The organism is Aestuariivivens sp. NBU2969 (assembly GCF_019931125.1).
Classification (GTDB): domain Bacteria; phylum Bacteroidota; class Bacteroidia; order Flavobacteriales; family Flavobacteriaceae; genus Aestuariivivens; species Aestuariivivens marinum.
This window is the reverse complement of sequence record NZ_JAIOUU010000012.1, coordinates 90,751-107,594: the sequence shown is the minus strand read 5'-3', so window position 1 is coordinate 107,594 and position 16,844 is coordinate 90,751. Positions and strand designations below refer to the sequence as shown.

General features: G+C 35.4%; 13 protein-coding genes. 4 read left to right on the top strand and 9 right to left on the bottom strand.

Annotated features, from left to right (window positions below; translation table 11 throughout):
- Nucleotides 1-420: 420 nt before the first annotated feature.
- The 7 genes from tsf to polA all read right to left on the bottom strand — a co-directional run bounded on the left by tsf (nucleotide 421) and on the right by polA (nucleotide 9,037).
- Nucleotides 421-1,395: a translation elongation factor Ts gene (gene tsf / locus K7G79_RS10130; protein WP_223551463.1), complete on the bottom strand. Its 975-nt coding sequence runs from the start codon at nucleotides 1,393-1,395 to the stop codon at nucleotides 421-423.
- Between the two features lie 83 nt (nucleotides 1,396-1,478).
- A complete protein-coding gene (gene rpsB / locus K7G79_RS10125; RefSeq protein ID WP_223551462.1) occupies nucleotides 1,479-2,255 on the bottom strand; it encodes a 30S ribosomal protein S2 in 777 nt (258 codons plus the stop codon).
- A 198-nt stretch (nucleotides 2,256-2,453) separates the two neighbouring features.
- On the bottom strand, nucleotides 2,454-2,840 hold the full coding sequence (rpsI, locus tag K7G79_RS10120) for a 30S ribosomal protein S9 (protein WP_223551461.1): 387 nt from the start codon (nucleotides 2,838-2,840) through the stop codon (nucleotides 2,454-2,456).
- Nucleotides 2,840-3,295, bottom strand: a complete 456-nt coding sequence (rplM, locus tag K7G79_RS10115) for a 50S ribosomal protein L13 (RefSeq protein WP_223551460.1) — start codon at nucleotides 3,293-3,295, stop codon at nucleotides 2,840-2,842. Before rplM ends, rpsI begins: the two co-directional genes overlap by 1 nt.
- A 227-nt stretch (nucleotides 3,296-3,522) precedes the next feature.
- Nucleotides 3,523-5,400, bottom strand: coding sequence for a right-handed parallel beta-helix repeat-containing protein (locus tag K7G79_RS10110; RefSeq protein ID WP_223551459.1), 1,878 nt, complete (start codon nucleotides 5,398-5,400; stop codon nucleotides 3,523-3,525).
- Between the two features lie 134 nt (nucleotides 5,401-5,534).
- Entirely contained in the window at nucleotides 5,535-5,918 is a 384-nt protein-coding gene (locus K7G79_RS10105) for a hypothetical protein (protein WP_223551458.1), read from the bottom strand.
- Nucleotides 5,919-6,154: 236 nt separating this feature from the next.
- The gene (polA, locus tag K7G79_RS10100) at nucleotides 6,155-9,037 is read right to left on the bottom strand and encodes a DNA polymerase I (protein ID WP_223551457.1); all 2,883 of its coding nucleotides are present in this window, start codon (nucleotides 9,035-9,037) and stop codon (nucleotides 6,155-6,157) included.
- Between the two features lie 187 nt (nucleotides 9,038-9,224).
- On the opposite strand from polA, the gene K7G79_RS10095 reads away from it, so the two are divergent.
- The 4 genes from K7G79_RS10095 to K7G79_RS10080 all read left to right on the top strand — a co-directional run bounded on the left by K7G79_RS10095 (nucleotide 9,225) and on the right by K7G79_RS10080 (nucleotide 12,610).
- Nucleotides 9,225-9,953 (top strand): copper homeostasis protein CutC, encoded by a 729-nt coding sequence (locus tag K7G79_RS10095; protein WP_223551456.1) that lies wholly within the window; start codon nucleotides 9,225-9,227, stop codon nucleotides 9,951-9,953.
- Between the two features lie 229 nt (nucleotides 9,954-10,182).
- On the top strand, nucleotides 10,183-11,418 hold the full coding sequence (locus K7G79_RS10090; RefSeq protein WP_223551466.1) for a metallophosphoesterase: 1,236 nt from the start codon (nucleotides 10,183-10,185) through the stop codon (nucleotides 11,416-11,418).
- A gap of 149 nt (nucleotides 11,419-11,567) precedes the next feature.
- A complete protein-coding gene (locus K7G79_RS10085; RefSeq protein ID WP_223551455.1) occupies nucleotides 11,568-11,864 on the top strand; it encodes a co-chaperone YbbN in 297 nt (98 codons plus the stop codon).
- A gap of 119 nt (nucleotides 11,865-11,983) precedes the next feature.
- Nucleotides 11,984-12,610, top strand: coding sequence for a carbonic anhydrase (locus K7G79_RS10080; RefSeq protein WP_223551454.1), 627 nt, complete (start codon nucleotides 11,984-11,986; stop codon nucleotides 12,608-12,610).
- Between the two features lie 35 nt (nucleotides 12,611-12,645).
- On the opposite strand, the gene K7G79_RS10075 is transcribed toward K7G79_RS10080, so the two are convergent.
- Complete coding sequence (locus K7G79_RS10075; protein WP_223551453.1) at nucleotides 12,646-13,311, bottom strand: polysaccharide deacetylase family protein; 666 nt, start codon at nucleotides 13,309-13,311, stop codon at nucleotides 12,646-12,648.
- Nucleotides 13,312-13,406: 95 nt separating this feature from the next.
- Nucleotides 13,407-16,793: a DUF2723 domain-containing protein gene (locus K7G79_RS10070; RefSeq protein WP_223551452.1), complete on the bottom strand. Its 3,387-nt coding sequence runs from the start codon at nucleotides 16,791-16,793 to the stop codon at nucleotides 13,407-13,409.
- Nucleotides 16,794-16,844: the final 51 nt, after the last annotated feature.

The following is a 16,844-nucleotide window of genomic DNA, read 5'->3' as shown; positions in this document are numbered from 1 at the left end:
GATAATTCCAGCAAACAATTAATTATGCCCCTATAAACAAAGGGACACAGAAACTTTATTGCCCGTTTTCAAAAACTTTTGGACGGCAGTGTTTTCTTGTATATGAATTCAAGAATGTTTTTATGCATTATATAGCTTATTTTCAAGACTTAAGGTTAATTATGGGAAAAGCAACATAAAACTAAAATTTTGTCATAGTAAACCCGATATAGCAACTTAATGGCTGAAAAAGGAGCATAAAGGTATATCTGAAAAAGATATGGTATGAAAAATATAATGCTACGGATAATTCCTTATAGTTTTAAGTTTTGGTACAGGTGATTTTCTTATAGAAAATCAAAACTTAAAATTAGTTTTAATAAAAAAACCATCAAGCTTTCAAACTTGATGGTTTTTTAAAATATTTAATAAGCCAAATGTTTATCCTACTGTAGCACGTTTGAAACCAGTAATTTCAACTTCGCCGTAAGAAGCCACATATTTGGCAACGGTTTGTTTTTCATCTTTAATAAAGTTCTGATCCAATAAACACTTTTCTTGGTCTAAAGTTGTGTTATCTGAAATGAAACGTTCCATTTTACCTGGTAAAATTCTGTCCCAAATTTGTTCTGGCTTGCCTTCAGCTTTTAATTCAGCTTTTGCATCTGCTTCAGCTTGAGCTAAAACTTCGTCGGTTAATTGAGCCATAGAAATGTATTTAGGTACATTTTTAAGGGTTTTGCCTAAACGGGCTAACTCTTCATTATCTTTTTCAATTACTGCAATTCTAGCTTCAGTTTCAGAAGCGATGTAAGCAGGATCGAAATCTTTATAAGATAATGTGGTTGCTCCCATAGAAGCGACTTGCATAGCTACATCTTTTACTAAAGTCTCAGCATTAGCTACTTTTGCAGACAAACCAACCAATGCTGCAATTTTATTAATGTGAACATAAGCCCCAACATAAGGCGCTTCTAATTTCTCAAAAGCAGTAATGTCTAATTTCTCGCCAATAACACCTGTTTGCTCAGTTAATTTTTCGGCAACGGTAATGCCGCCAAAATTAGCAGCTAAAAACTCTTCTTTAGTATTATAGTTTAAAGCCACTTCAGCTAATTGATTAGCTAAGGCTACAAAGTTTTCATTCTTACCAACAAAGTCGGTTTCGCAACCTAATACAATAGCAACTCCAGCAGTTTGGTCTGCATTTATTTTAGCGATAGCAGCACCTTCAGAAGATTCTCTGTCTGCTCTTTTTTCAGCTACTTTTTGTCCTTTTTTTCTAAGGATTTCAATGGCTTTATCAAAATCACCTTCAGCTTCAACAAGGGCTTTTTTACAGTCCATCATGCCGGCTCCGGTAGCTTGTCTTAATTTATTTACTTCAGCGGCTGTAACTTTTACTGTAGTACTCATAATTAATTATAATTTAAAAAGTCGTTTAGTTTTTTCCATTTCAGAAAATAAATAAACGACTTGTTTTGTTGTGTTAATGTTGTTTATTCTTCTTCTTCTGATACTGCCACAGCTTTTTTAGTGGCTTTTTTAGCTTTTGGAGCTTCATCTCCTTCTGCAGATGCTTGCTTTTCAGCTTTACGTTCAGCTAGACCACCAGCTATTGCAGTAGTTACATAAGATAAAATTTTATCGATCGATTTAGAAGCGTCATCATTTGCAGGGATAACATAATCAACTTGACGTGGGTCTGAGTTGGTGTCTACCATTGCAAAAATTGGAATGTTTAATTTTTGTGCTTCTTTAATCGCGATGTGCTCACGCTTAATATCTACAACAAATAAAGCGCCTGGTAAACGAGTCATGTCACTAATGGATCCTAAGTTTTTCTCTAACTTAGCTCTTAAACGGTCTACTTGTAAACGCTCTTTTTTAGATAAGGTGTTAAAGGTGCCATCTTTCTTCATTCTATCGATGGAAGCCATTTTTTTAACGGCTTTTCTAATAGTAACAAAGTTAGTTAACATACCACCTGGCCATCTTTCTGTAATGTAAGGCATGTTAATGGCTGTTGCTTTTTCTGCAACGATGTCCTTGGCTTGTTTTTTGGTGGCAACAAATAAAATTTTACGTCCGGAAGCTGCAATTTTTGCTAATGCATTTCCAGCTTCTTCAATTTTAGCTGCTGTTTTGTAAAGGTTTATAATATGGATGCCGTTACGCTCCATATATACGTAAGGAGCCATATTAGGATCCCACTTACGTGTAAGGTGCCCAAAGTGTACACCTGCTTCTAGTAGTTCTTTTACTTCTACTGCCATGTTTGTAATAGTTTACGTTCTGTTGAATTAGCAATGGTTAAGTGGTCATTATTATTCGCCTTAACCATTTAGATGCTAAACTAAATCCTGACATTTCTGTCATGGACAACAATAACTGGGTTAATTTTAATTTCAATAAAGGTTTCAACAAGGTTGAGACATCTGATAAACAGATCCTCAATCGAGTTGAGGATAATATTAACGTTTAGAGAACTGGAATTTCTTACGCGCTTTCTTCTGACCGAATTTTTTACGCTCAACCATTCTTGGGTCTCTTGTTAATAATCCTTCTGGCTTAAGGATGGTTCTGTTTTCAGCATCTACTTCGCACATTGCACGAGAAATCGCTAAACGTACCGCTTCTGCTTGTCCAGTAATACCACCACCATATACATTGACTGTAATATCAAAGTTGCCATCATTGTTAGTCATAACCAAAGGTTGCTTTACTTTGTACTGCAGGGTGGCAGTAGTGAAGTAAGCGGCTATGTCTTTTTTGTTAATCGTTATGCTCCCTTTTCCTTGGGCAACATAAGCACGAGCAACAGCCGTCTTTCTACGGCCGATTTTGTGAATTACTTCCATTAATTAAATTCGTTTAAGTTAATTGCTTTTGGTTTTTGTGCAGCATGTGCGTGTTCTGAACCAACAACAACTGTAAGGTTACGGAATAAATCTGCCCCTAATTTGTTTTTAGGCAACATTCCTTTTACTGATTTTTCTACTACTCTTGCAGGATCTTTTCCAAACAATTCGGTAGCAGTTAAACTTCTCTGACCACCTGGGTACCCTGTGTGACGAATATAAGTTTTATCGTTCCACTTATTTCCAGTTAAGTTGATTTTTTCTGCATTAATAACAATAACGTTGTCGCCGCAATCAACATGTGGTGTGAAGTTAGGCTTGTGCTTACCTCTTAAAAGTTTTGCAACTTTTGAAGCTAAGCGGCCAAGCGTTTGCCCTTCGGCATCAACCAAAACCCACTGCTTGTTTACAGTAGATTTGTTAGCCGAAATTGTTTTGTAGCTTAATGTGTCCACACTTTTAATTTTTCTGATTAAACATTCCTCTCTCAAAAAGAGTTTGCAAATTTACGATTATATATTTGATTACCAAATAGTGAGGCATGAATATTTTTAGCTAAAACGTGTTTGCTATTCTTTGGGTTAAATTTGTGGTGTATTATTTATAAAATCTGGATAAAAGTAGTATAAGCAAACCAATAGCTTAATAGGAATATAACCGAATTTGAATTTATCATTATCGCCTAGTTCTTATATATAGTGTTAACCACTTTATTGTTTATTTGATTGTCCTTTATTTTAATATTAGAACAGACATCTAAGCTTATTAATTCATTCATGTTAAGGTTAGACTCTGAATAGATTTTGTTATTATAAAAACTGAGGTTTCCTGTGCTTTTTGCAGAAAGAATTGTATTTTCCTTCAAAAAAAATTGATTGTTAATTATTTTAATATTCTTATGTATTGGATGTTCACTTAAAATTTCAGAATTTTCAGGATGAATATTAATTACAGGATCCCCACATTCAATAAATTTGTTATTGCTAATGGTTACATCTTTAACACTACCCGATTCAAACCAGCTATTTGCATCATTTGCAATCAAAATACCACTCATATGAGTTTTAAATAACATATTCTTTTCAATAATTACCCTTCCTCTTGTAGTAATGAGAATGCCGCGTGTTGGTATATGAACTATCTTGTTATTTCGAATGGTTACATCAGCTGCCCATGATGTGTTTTCAATTACATCATCCATTTTAATATTATTAGGAATATCTTGACCAAGTGTTAATTCGATTTCCTTATCATTTAGTTTTTCTGTGTTAATGACCTTGTTTTTGGAATAAGATAAAAGTGTTTTGGCTCCTATGAACTCAATGCTGTCTCCTGTAAAAAAAGCATCAAAACCATAGGTTTGCGGATGCATGAAACGGACTTTAATTTTTCTGTTTGAAATTTTCTCAACTATCCGAAGGTGAGTTCCATGAACATTAATGGCATCATCATTTGCAGCGGACAAATAAGAATTATTTATTGTAATATTTCCTTTGCATCCCGAGAAGTGAAGAATATCTGCCCAAGCAGAGCAGGTTCTACCAGAATATTCTCTTGGTTTAACTAGAAGAGAGTCTAGTGTAATATTTTCACAGTACTGACTTACAATACCCATTCCGTGCATAAAGTAGATGTTAACATTTTTAAAGGAAATGTTTTTACTCTTTTGTATAAATATGGCTGCATAGTCCCTAAATGTATTTCGGTTCTGATATGTAAATCCTTTTATAAATCCTGGGTTCACATTATAATTTATACGTACCATATTTTGTTCTAATTCTAAAAAACGCATAGTTTCTATTGGCAGGTTAATTCTCTTGACCTTATTTTCTTTGTAATTAAAAACTTGCCACAAAGACTGTGCTTCATGTTTCCAGCCCTCACCAATCCATATAAGAGTGCTGTCGACTATTTTATATTGTGAATCTTTATGTATCTGAATATCGGCATAATTTTTATTTACACTTAGAACCTTCATTTCAGAAACAGTTGGACGTTTATAGTCAAAACTAAGATTTTCGATAGTTATGTTATTACAATTGTTTAAACTCGTTTCAATTGTTTTTCCTCTAAAAATAAATTCTGCTCCATTGCCTTTAATCTTAATATTTTCAGAATTCAAAAAATAAAAGGCAATAGCTTTTGGGGAATTAGGAGAATCATTGGTATTGGAAATATGAAATTTAGCTTTAAAAGCTTCTTGTGGATAAAAATCATATTTACCAGGAACAAATTCAATTATAATGGGAAAATCGGTGCTTCCCTGCCCAATTAAAAACAATGATTCTTTAAATGTTCCCGGTGATAATATTTTAATTTTATTCCCTTTATTCAAGCGTAATTGATTTATTCTCCGAAATGTTTTCCAGGGCGCTTCTTTTTTTGTTCCAATGTTTGCATCATTTCCATTAACAGGATCGATATAGTAGGTTATGTTTTCTTTTGAAACAAAACGTTCGTTTGCCTCTGGGTAAGTTTTATCTAGATATAAAGTAGTTTTATCTGTATTACATGAAGTTAATAATTGGCAAATTAATAAAAGGAATACAGCTAGATTCATTGTTTCACAATGTGGCTTAAAGTTTTAGCTAAAATCACGAAGCATGAAATTTTTTGTAGGTTTTAAGGTTAAAAAATCAATATAATAAAATACCCGATTTTTAACTTTGTTCTTTGCTGTAAACTGTTTTAATGCTATTCCACATTCAGTTTTTGTAATTCAGTGTTTAATTTAGCGAGTGAATGAGGTTCAATTATTTGAGTGTTTATAATCAATTCAGTATTGTCTGTTTTTAATATATAATCACCAGCAAATTTTTTTATACGCTTTATGTCAGTCAATCGTACTTCCTTTCCAAAAGGGCCATTCACTTTTAAAAGTCCACTTTTTATTGTCAAATATTTATTTTTACGTTGGTAAAAATATGCTATTAAATATGTGGCAGAAATTACAGCCCAACCATAGTCTGTCCAATGAGGTTTTTCTTTGGAGAACATGCCAATAAAAAACCAAGCCAACCAAATCAATCCGAAAATCAGATTGAAGTTCATATGCTTATTTCGATATCTTACTTTCATGGTTCAATATCTTGTCTTAAAAAGAAGGTTAAATGATAATAATTAAATTTACGATTATATATTTAATTGCCAAATAGAGAAGTGTGATTATTTTTTTGATTAAAATGCCAAACTTAATCGTCTAACCCAAAAGAATTACTTGATACTCTGCCTTGAGTATAATTCCCCACATTTATACAGTACAGTACAGTTCTTTCAACGAATTCTTTATTTATTTCCCCTTTGTTCAGGGCGGGTCAATGTGCTTCCAACCAATTATCCCCAGTATCAATATCAACATCTAAGGGAACTGTAAGTTTATATGCGTTTTCCATTTCGGTTTTGATTAGTTTAGACACAATCTCCAATTCGGGCTTATACACATCGAACACCAGTTCGTCATGTACTTGCAAAAGCATTTTGGTTTTAAATTGGCCTTCCAATAGCTTCCTATAAATATTAATCATGGCTATTTTAATAATATCGGCAGCACTCCCTTGTATAGGAGCATTAACGGCATTGCGTTCGGCAGCCCCTCTTACCACGGCATTTTGTGAGTTAATGTCCTTTAAATAGCGTCTGCGACCCAAAACTGTTTGTACGTAGCCATGGTCTCTCGCAAAATCCACTTGATTGCTAATAAAACGTTTTAGTTTGGGGTATGTAGTGTAGTAGGTATCAATAAGTTCTTTGGCTTCACTTCTAGAAAGATTGGTTTGATTACTTAAACCAAAGGCGGAAACTCCATAAATAATACCAAAGTTTACTGTTTTGGCATTGCTACGTTGTTCACGGGTTACAGTTTCAATAGGCACATTGAATACTTTAGAGGCTGTTGAGGCATGAATATCCTCACCGTGCTTAAAAGCTTCAATCATAGTGTCTTCTTCACTTAGAGCAGCAATAATGCGTAACTCTATTTGGCTATAATCGGCAGCTAAGAGAGTATAATCTTTGTTCCTAGGAATAAAAGCCTTACGCACTTGCCTACCCCGTTCGGTACGAATAGGAATATTTTGAAGGTTAGGATTGTTGCTGCTCAATCTTCCGGTAGCTGCTACGGTTTGCATATAGTCGGTGTGGATCCTGCCGGTTGAAGTTTCTACTTGATTGGGCAAAGCATCAACATAAGTACTTTTTAATTTCGAGAGACCTCTATAATCCAATATGTTTTGAATAATGGCATGGTCTTTTGCTAAATAACTCAATACATCTTCGGCAGTTGAATATTGTCCCGTTTTGGTTTTTTTAGGCTTGTCTACCAACTTTAGTTTGTCAAATAAAATCTCACCCAATTGTTTAGGAGAAGCAATGTTGAACACTTCACCGGCTTCAGCATAAATTTGAGATTCTAAGGTATTTATGTCATTATCCAATTGTTCCGAAAGGCTATTTAAAAAGGCTTTGTTCAAATTTATACCTTCCAATTCCATAGCTGCTAATACACGTAACAAAGGAATTTCAATATTATCGAATAAAGCTTTGGTATTGGCTTCACCCAATTCATTTTCAAAATGGGTTTTAAGCTGTAGGGTAATGTCGGCATCCTCAACAGCGTATTCAGTTTGTTTTTCCAAAGGAACCTGTCGCATGGATAACTGATTTTTCCCCTTTTTGCCGATTAAGGTTTCAATAGAAATGGGCGTGTAGTTTAAATAGGTTTCGGCTAGTACGTCCATATTATGTCGCATGTCTGGATTAATCAAGTAATGTGCCAACATGGTGTCGAACAGTTTGCCTTTTACATCAATGTTATATTTGGCCAAGACTTTAATATCATATTTTAAATTCTGACCAATTTTTTCAATGGATTTGCTTTCGAAAAAAGGACGAATAACCTCTATTAAACCTTGGGCATCGCTCTTATTATCTGGAAATGGAATGTAGTAGCCTTTGCCTGCTTCCCAAGAAAATGCAATACCAACCAATTCTGCAGTAATGGGGTCTATACCAGTGGTTTCAGTATCGAAACATACGCTGTGTTGTAACATGATTTTCTCTAGAAATAGTTCCAGCGCTTTTTTTGATGTGATACTTTGATAAAAATGCGATGTTGTTTCAGCTGTTTTTCTGGTATATGCTGAAGGTGTTTCGGTAGCTGCTCCATCAGTGCCATCGGTATCAAACAGGGAAAACTGACCAGCACCTGCCAATGTTGATTTTTTAGATGCTGATGTTTGGTGGCTGAGGTCACTCGAAGCTACATTGTTTTCACTCGGAGCCTGTTCACTCGGCGAAGTCGAAGTCTCATTTTCAGTAGCAAAAGTCTTTAAGAAATTCTCCGTCAATCTCCGAAATTCCAAATCTTGGAAAATCTGCTTTACGGCATCAATATTAGGGTGTTCCATTTCAAAATCCTTGGCATCAAATGTAACAGGGACATTCAGCATAATGCGTGCCAGTTTTTTGGAGAGCAGCCCTAGATCAGCATTGGCTTCAATCTTTTCCTTCATTTTACCCTTTAGCTCATGAGTGTTGGCCAACAGGTTTTCCATACTGCCATAAGCCTGAATAAATTTTTTAGCAGTTTTTTCTCCCACACCGGGTAGTCCGGGAATGTTATCGGACGAGTCACCCATCATTCCTAAAAAGTCTATTACCTGTTCAGGGCGTTCTACCTCAAATTTTTGTTGTACCTCCGGGATGCCCCAAACCTCATAACCGCCCCCAAAGGATTTAGGACGGTACATGAAAATATGTTCACTAACTAATTGGGCAAAATCTTTATCGGGGGTTACCATATAGGTTTCATAACCTTCTTTTTCAGCTTGTTTTGAAAGAGTACCTATAACATCATCAGCTTCATAGCCTTCTTTTACCATAATAGGAATATGCATGGCTTTTAAGATATCCTGAATGTAAGGAACGGCTATTTTTATGGCTTCAGGAGTTTCATCACGATTGGCCTTGTAGTCTTCAAACAGTTCAATACGATCGGTACTGCCACCCTTATCAAAACACACGGCTAAATGGTCGGGGCGTTCGCGTTTTATTACGTCCAAAAGCGAGTTCATAAAACCCATAATGGCAGAGGTGTCTATTCCTTTGGAATTGATTCTTGGATTTTTTATAAAGGCGTAATAGCCACGAAAAATTAAAGCGTAGGCATCAACTAAAAAAAGGCGTTTTTTATCAGACATTCTATTGAATAGTTATAAATATGAATATGGTGTCACCTCGAACGGAGTCGAGAGGTTGTCAATTTTGTTATATCCCAAAAAGGGATCTCTACAACTCTTGAACAGACAAGGTAACCAAAACTACAAAAACTATTTTTGATTTGTGGTTAATAATTCGGAATTTGGCATATTTAATAAAAACCAAAAAATGATTCTAGAAGTTTGTGCCAATTCTTATCAATCTGCTATTAATGCCCAACGGGCAGGAGCGCATCGTATCGAGTTATGTTCAGAGCTAGCAGTTGGGGGTATTACACCATCTTACGGGCTAATTAAACAAGTGGTAAGCGTTTTGTCAATTCCCGTATTTATATTGGTACGGCCTAGGAGTGGTAATTTTACTTATACCGATGCCGAAATCGACATTATAAAACAAGATATAGAAATGTGTAAGGGTTTGGGTTGTATGGGTGTCGTTTCGGGAGTTTTAAATGCCGATAATACTATCGACGTGGAGCGAACCAAAGCGCTTATTGAATGTGCTAAGCCATTGGATTTTACCTTTCACCGAGCGTTCGATTGGGTACCAAATCCAAAGGAAGCCCTACTGCAATTAATGAAAATTGGGGTTAATCGGGTCCTAACTTCAGGGCAACAGGCTACAGCAGAACAGGGTATTGATTTGCTTTCCGAATTAAAAACAAGAGCAAAAGACACCTTGGAGATACTTCCTGGGGGAGGTATAAAACCTAATAATGCAGTCTTGTTTAAGCAAAAAGGTTTTTCAGAAATCCATGTGTCTGCTACAAGTATTAAAATAGTTAACGAGCGACCAACAGTACCTATGAATAGTGATAAATTTTTTGATGAAACCATAATATCCTATTCTAGTATAAAAACTATTGAGGATATTTTAGGGATTATTGGTAAAGTTTAGATTTAGGACTATTAAACAATTACAGTTAACAGCTAATTAAAATTGCCTACCAAAATTAATTGTTGCATAACATTTATAGGGAATTCACTTTGACTGAGTTTATGCTTCTTGATAATAGAGTTTTACTTTATGTTTCCAATCCATATTCAAATCTTAATGTATCGTTAAATATAAGGATGCAACTAAACTTGTGTTTTTAAATGCTGTATCTTTGATTAAAAAAGGATTTATGCTACGTTGGGCTATTTTCATAATCATTTTTGGTATAATAGATATCTATGCTTATCAGGCGTTTAAAACGGTAAATAAAAGTCAATGGCTTAACATAGTTTATTGGGCCGTTTCAATAATTGTAATAGGTAATTTTGTACTTTACTACTATGGCTTTAATCGACGTGATGGCTTTACACATGCACATGGTTATGCCTTTGGGTTTTTTATAGCCATCTTAATTCCTAAAATGTTCTTGCTTATACTAATGTTAAGTGAGGATATTTTTAGGATGCCATTGGCCATTTATCGTTTTTTTACTGAAGGTGAAACCGCAAAAGGAAATTATTTACCGTCACGTCGGCAGTTTATTAGTCAAATAGCATTAGGCATTGCGGCCATACCATTTACCTCTGTTCTCTATGGAATTTATAGAGGTAAGTATAATTATAAGGTATTGAAACATACGTTGTATTTTGAAGATTTGCCTCAGGCTTTCGATGGCTATAAGATAACTCAAATAAGTGATATCCATTCAGGGAGCTTCGATAATATGGATAAGGTAAAATATGGCGTAGATTTAATTAATGAACAGGGAAGTGATGTAATTCTATTTACTGGTGATATTGTTAATAATAAAACTGATGAGTTATTGCCTTATGTGAAGGTATTTAATAAGTTAAAAGCCAAAGATGGGCTATATTCTGTTTTGGGAAACCATGATTATGGGGATTATATACAATGGGAGTCTACTGATGCTAAAACTAAAAATTTGGAAGATTTAAAACGCCTTCAAAAGGAGATTGGGTTTGATTTGTTGTTGAATGAAAGCCGCTTTTTGGAAAAAGATGGCGAACGCATAGCATTGATTGGTGTTGAAAATTGGGGTGCTGGTGGTTTTAAAAAGGCGGGCGATTTAAATAAAGCCTCCCAAGATATCGATAAAAAAGACTTTAAAATATTAATGAGCCATGACCCATCTCATTGGGGACAAGAAGTAATTAAAGACGATTACCATTACCACCTTACTTTAAGCGGCCATACACATGGCATGCAGTTTGGAATTGAAATACCAGGCTGGTTTAAATGGAGTCCTGTAAAATGGCGTTATAAGCACTGGGCAGGGATTTACGAAGATACGGGGCAATACATTAATGTGAACCGAGGTTTTGGTTATTTAGCTTTTCCTGGTCGCGTTGGTATTTGGCCAGAAATTACCGTTATTGAACTTAAAAAAGGAATTGCCAATACATAATGGTGTTGCGAACTGTTGTATATGTAGGTAATTTTCTTAAATTTAGACCTATAATATTAGGTTTTATAGGCTTATACTGCCCAAAAAGTCGTTGTATTAAAAAAATGCGTAGGTTTGTATAAGTACATTTGACTATTAAACGCATACTTATGTCAAAATTTGGCGAACTAATTGATGTTGAAGTTCCAGTGTTATTGGACTTTTACACCGAATGGAACGAACAGTCCACTACAATGCATGCCGTGCTAAGGGATGTAGCCGCTGCTCTAGGCGATAAGGCCAAAGTGATTAAAATTGATGTTGAAAAAAATGAAGAACTTGCCGAAGCCCTTCGAGTTAAAGGACTACCTACTCTAATAATCTACAAAGATGGAGAAATGAAATGGCGTCAAAGTGGAGAGCAGGATGCCAATTCACTTATAGCCATCATTCAGCAGTATATCTAGCATTTATAATTTAGAGTTGAAACCGCCCTTAAAACTATTGAGGAAACAATAAGATAAAAGGGTTATTCAGTGTTTTGATAAAATAAGTGTTTTCGACTTTACCATAAAGGAAAATAAAAATGGATATTGAATACATTTTCCAAAAAAACAAAGAATGGGTTCAAGATAAATTAAGTATTGACCCCGACTATTTTAGCAACTTATCGAAAGGGCAAAATCCTGATATTCTGTATATAGGTTGTTCAGATAGCAGGGTCACGGCCGAAGAATTAATGGGTGTTGCCCCAGGTGAGGTTTTTGTTCATAGAAATATAGCCAATATGGTGCCTAATACAGATTTAAGTGCCATGTCGGTAATAGATTATGCTGTGTTGCATTTAAGGGTGAAACATGTTGTGGTGTGTGGACATTATTATTGTGGTGGTGTTAAGGCGGCCATGCAATCTCAGGACTTGGGCATACTTAATCCTTGGCTAAGGAACATTAGGGACGTTTACCGAACCCATAGGAAAGAACTGAACGATATTAAAGACGAAGACCAACGCTACAAAAGGCTTGTTGAATTAAATGTGCAAGAACAATGTATCAATGTGATTAAAACAGCCGAAGTGCAGCGGGCTTATCGTGATAGGGGAATTACTGTCCATGGTTGGGTATTTGATATCCACTCGGGAAAGTTAATTGACTTGAAGATTGATTTTTCTGAAATCATGGAAAACGTAATGGAAATTTATCGTTTAGATTGATAACATACATAGCTTTTTTGATATAGGATATAGTGTTAGTCAAGAGCCTTAAATTCATAGCCACTTTCACTAAAATGTTCTAAGACCTTAGGTAGGGCATATTGCATATTTTTAGCTGCTTTTACACTGTCATGAAATACAATAATACTCCCATCAGTCGCTTTAGAGATAATATTGTTTAAACAATCTTCTTTGGTAACAGTTTTGTCCCAATCGAAGGATAAAACATCCCACATCACTATTTTAAATTTTAAATTGAGCAAGGCTTTACCTTGTTTAGGCTTCATTTTACCGTAAGGCGGACGGAAGAGATTGTAGATTGATGAATTTGTAATTTGTAATTTGTAATTTGTAATTTGTGATTTCAAAACGGCTTGGCACAATTCAACATTTTCTAAATAAGTTTTTGTTTTGGTGTTCCAACCTTTTAAATGGTTGTGTGTATGATTGCCAATACTATGCCCTTCGTTTAGAATATTCTGAAAAATATTAGGGTGTTTTTCAATATTGCTCCCAATACAAAAAAAGGTGGCCTTGGCATTAAAAGTTTTTAAGGTATTGAGTGTCCATTGTGTGATTTCGGGTGTGGGTCCATCATCAAAAGTAAGGTACAGAGTTTTTTTGTTAGTAGGTATGCTCCATATATAATTAGGAAACATTTTTTTTACTACAAGTGGTATTTTAACTGGTGCTAACCCCATGATGATTGAATAGTTTATAGTTACAGGTTAATATTTATTAGGCTTACTATAAAGTAGCTTTTTACCTAATAACCATAAACGAATAACATAATAATCTATTTAGTCGTATCGATAATAGGCAAACTATCCGATGCTGAAAAATCAGTATCCATTTGTGGTTCATCAACTTCAGGTTCATCGTTTCCTAAAAAGTATTTAAACAGACTTAAGTGGTTGTTGAATATGTCTCCCTCGGTTTCGGCAAATTCAGGATCATGTTTTACCAACACATCTACAAGTCCTTTATAACGCTGTATATCGGTGTAAATATCTTCAAACAAGCGCTCTTGGTTTTCAACTTTTAGGCTACTGTAATAGGTTAAGTTTTCTTGATATTTTTTTGAAACATCCTTAAATAATTGCCGAGCCTTGTCTTGAGCGCCCACTTCGTAGTAAGCACTAATGTAAGGTTCTAATAGCGTGTAATAACCATAATATTCCACAGGCATATTTTTCATGGCTATATCAGCAATTTCTTCGGCTTTGTCCAATTGCTCCTCGTTGATGAGTTGTTCCATTAAACGGGCTAAATTACTGCGATAGGTAATAGAGTTTTTACGGGTTTCAGGATCGTGATAGATCTCTGGACTGCCACTATTTCCCCAATCCCAATCCCTTACTTTTTCATACATAAGTTCCGTATCTACACGGCCCATGTCAAACGGATTGGCCTTATCAATAGGTGTTCGTATAGGAACTAATTTGTAACACATACCATCTAACTGTAGATAGTTTTTCATCCAAATGTAGTCATCATCACCAAACGCGCCACCCGTAAAATAAATAGGACGTTTCCAGTCGTTATTAGCAACAATATCTAACATTAAAAGACGGTTTTTGTATAGGGCGCCACCACTTAATTTAAGATACATTGTGTCGACCATTTTATCAGCATCTTTAGGTTTTACTATACCACTTTTTAAAGCATTGGCTTTGTTTACCGATAGTTCAAGGAATGATGTTGGGATATAATTGGCGTTTAAATCCTGACTTCTCATTTGGGACAGATCTACCCCTTCTTGCTGTAATAAGTACTTGTATTTAGTTCTTGGGTTGTCACTGGCCACAAAATTCAAGACCTCTTTTACATCTAATGTATCATTTATAACATCTTCAATAATAACATACTCATTGGTGCCGTGTCTGTAATTTTTATGGGTTAACTGTGATGGTACGGGATCGCTTTCATAAGCCTTGCGTTTCATTTGATCTATGTACCAATCCGTTTGGAATAAGCTGGTGTTTACCACACGCACATCGGTTCGGTAACCTTCAATTTCTTGGGCGTACCATAGGGCAAAGGTGTCGTTATCACCAATGGTAAATAATATGGCGTTTTCAGCACAGGAATCCAAATATTTTTTGGCCATGGAATTCGCTGTGTATTTTCCAGATCTGTCATGGTCGTCCCAATTATTAGCAACTAAAATGCCTGGTACTAAAGTTAGACAGGCTATTGTTACTATTTGTGCAGTTAGTTTTTCTGGAAGGTGTTTTTTTAACGTATCGTATAGAGCAAATACCCCAAACCCAATCCAAAGTGCAAAAACATAAAACGAACCCACTACCGAGTAATCACGTTCCCTAGGCTCAAACGGACGTACATTGGTATAAAACTGTATGGCCAGTCCTGTAAACAGGAAAAACACCAGCATGACCCAAAACAGTTTTTTGTCTTTGTTAAAGAGAAAGAAAAAACCAATAAGACCCAAAATAAGCGGCAGGAAGTAATAAGTGTTTCTGGCTTTATTGTGCTTTACGTCACTTGGTAAATTATCCTGGGATACCCCTAAGTGCCATTCGTCAATTGGTTTTATGCCACTTATCCAATTGCCATGATTATCATAACGCCCTTGAATATCATCTTGTCGTCCCGCAAAATTCCACATAAAGTAACGCCAATACATGTAGCCCAATTGGTATTCCAGCATATAGGCGATGTTACTGCCTAAGGACGGTTTTTCAATATCTAATAAGCTTTTTTCCTTTTTAAGAAAGTTGTTGTAGTCTTCAAAATCCACACTACCTTGAACTACTTGGTTTTTAAAATCATTAATTTGGGATTTGTATTCTATTAACTGATTAAGTGCAAAATTCTTGGCTTCTTCCTCACTGGCTCCCGCATTCATGGCCATGTTGTAAAATCGGTTCTGAACACTAAGGGTATTCACCTTAAAATCCAAAAATCCAGAAAACATCATATAATTTTCGGCATGTTCGGGGCTCCACATGCGAGGTAAAATCGCCGCATGTTTGGAGTTGTAATTTTGCTTGGCATTTTTATAGTCGTTTACAATAACATACTCACCTTTTTCTTCATCCTTCTCATATTTAGGCTTCTCATCGGCATACGGATTTTTTTCATCTAAATAAGCATATTGGTCGGAAAATAAAGGGCCATAAAACAAGTGAGTTTCTGGGTATTGTTCTAAATTGTAATAGGCCAATAACTCACGGGCACTCGACGGATTATTTTCATTAATCACGACATTGGCGTTCGCTCGTATGGGCAGCATTAACCATGTAGAAAATCCAATAATAACAAAGGTTAGACATAATATGCCCGTATTTAAATGGATGTACTGTTTTTTTCTGGTGTATTTTAAGGCATAATGTATGGCAGCCACTAAAACAATACCAGCAATGATGGATCCTGAATTAAATGGAAGCCCAATAGAGTTTACGAAAAACAATTCTGAAGCACTAAAAAACTTAAGGATGTTAGGCGCCAATAGTTTAAAAATAAATAACAGAACAGCTATCGCCACGGCATTAGCTATAATAAAATTTTTGACCGTAATAATTTTGTAATTTTTAAAGTAATATATAAGTCCAATAGCAGGTATGGTTAATAGTCCCATAAAGTGAACACCAAAAGAAAGCCCAATAATAAAGGCAATTAAAATAAGCCATTTGTTGCCCCTTGGTTTATCCATATCCTGTTCCCAACGCAAGGCCAACCAAAATAAAACCGACATGATTAATGTTGCCATGGCGTACACTTCAGTTTCTACGGCATTAAACCAAAACGAATCAGTAAAGGTAAAAGCCAAACAGCCTACCAACCCACTCCCTAAAATGGCCATACTTTGCTGTGGATTCAAATTATTATCAGCCGACACTATTTTTTTAAGTAGAAGGGTAATTGTCCAAAACATAAATAATATGGTGAATGCACTGGCAACAGCACTCATCATGTTCATCATCCATCCAATAAGTTCATTGTTACCAAAGGTAAAGATGGAAAAAAATGCTCCCAACATTTGAAACAAAGGAGCTCCTGGGGGGTGTCCTACTTGAAGTTTAGATGATGTTAGGATGTACTCGCCGGCATCCCAAAAACTAACCGTAGGTTCTACGGTAAGACTATAGGTAATAAGTGCTATTAAAAAAGAAAGCCAACCTAAAATGGTGTTCCATTTTTTAAAGTTGAATGATGTCATAAATATCTATGTTTTTTGGCAAGGCGAATTTAACAATAAATATGCTATTAC

Excerpts from the sequence above, each read along its gene's own strand:
- K7G79_RS10105 (WP_223551458.1), bottom strand. The coding sequence starts at position 5,918 with ATGAAAGTAAGATATCGAAATAAGCATATGAACTTCAATCTGATTTTC.
- K7G79_RS10080 (WP_223551454.1), top strand. The coding sequence starts at position 11,984 with ATGGATATTGAATACATTTTCCAAAAAAACAAAGAATGGGTTCAAGAT.
- K7G79_RS10075 (WP_223551453.1), bottom strand. The coding sequence starts at position 13,311 with ATGGGGTTAGCACCAGTTAAAATACCACTTGTAGTAAAAAAAATGTTT.
- tsf (WP_223551463.1), bottom strand. The coding sequence starts at position 1,395 with ATGAGTACTACAGTAAAAGTTACAGCCGCTGAAGTAAATAAATTAAGA.
- K7G79_RS10085 (WP_223551455.1), top strand. The coding sequence starts at position 11,568 with ATGTCAAAATTTGGCGAACTAATTGATGTTGAAGTTCCAGTGTTATTG.
- K7G79_RS10095 (WP_223551456.1), top strand. The coding sequence starts at position 9,225 with ATGATTCTAGAAGTTTGTGCCAATTCTTATCAATCTGCTATTAATGCC.
- K7G79_RS10090 (WP_223551466.1), top strand. The coding sequence starts at position 10,183 with ATGCTACGTTGGGCTATTTTCATAATCATTTTTGGTATAATAGATATC.
- rpsB (WP_223551462.1), bottom strand. The coding sequence starts at position 2,255 with ATGGCAGTAGAAGTAAAAGAACTACTAGAAGCAGGTGTACACTTTGGG.
- polA (WP_223551457.1), bottom strand. The coding sequence starts at position 9,037 with ATGTCTGATAAAAAACGCCTTTTTTTAGTTGATGCCTACGCTTTAATT.
- K7G79_RS10110 (WP_223551459.1), bottom strand. The coding sequence starts at position 5,400 with ATGAATCTAGCTGTATTCCTTTTATTAATTTGCCAATTATTAACTTCA.
- K7G79_RS10070 (WP_223551452.1), bottom strand. The coding sequence starts at position 16,793 with ATGACATCATTCAACTTTAAAAAATGGAACACCATTTTAGGTTGGCTT.
- rpsI (WP_223551461.1), bottom strand. The coding sequence starts at position 2,840 with ATGGAAGTAATTCACAAAATCGGCCGTAGAAAGACGGCTGTTGCTCGT.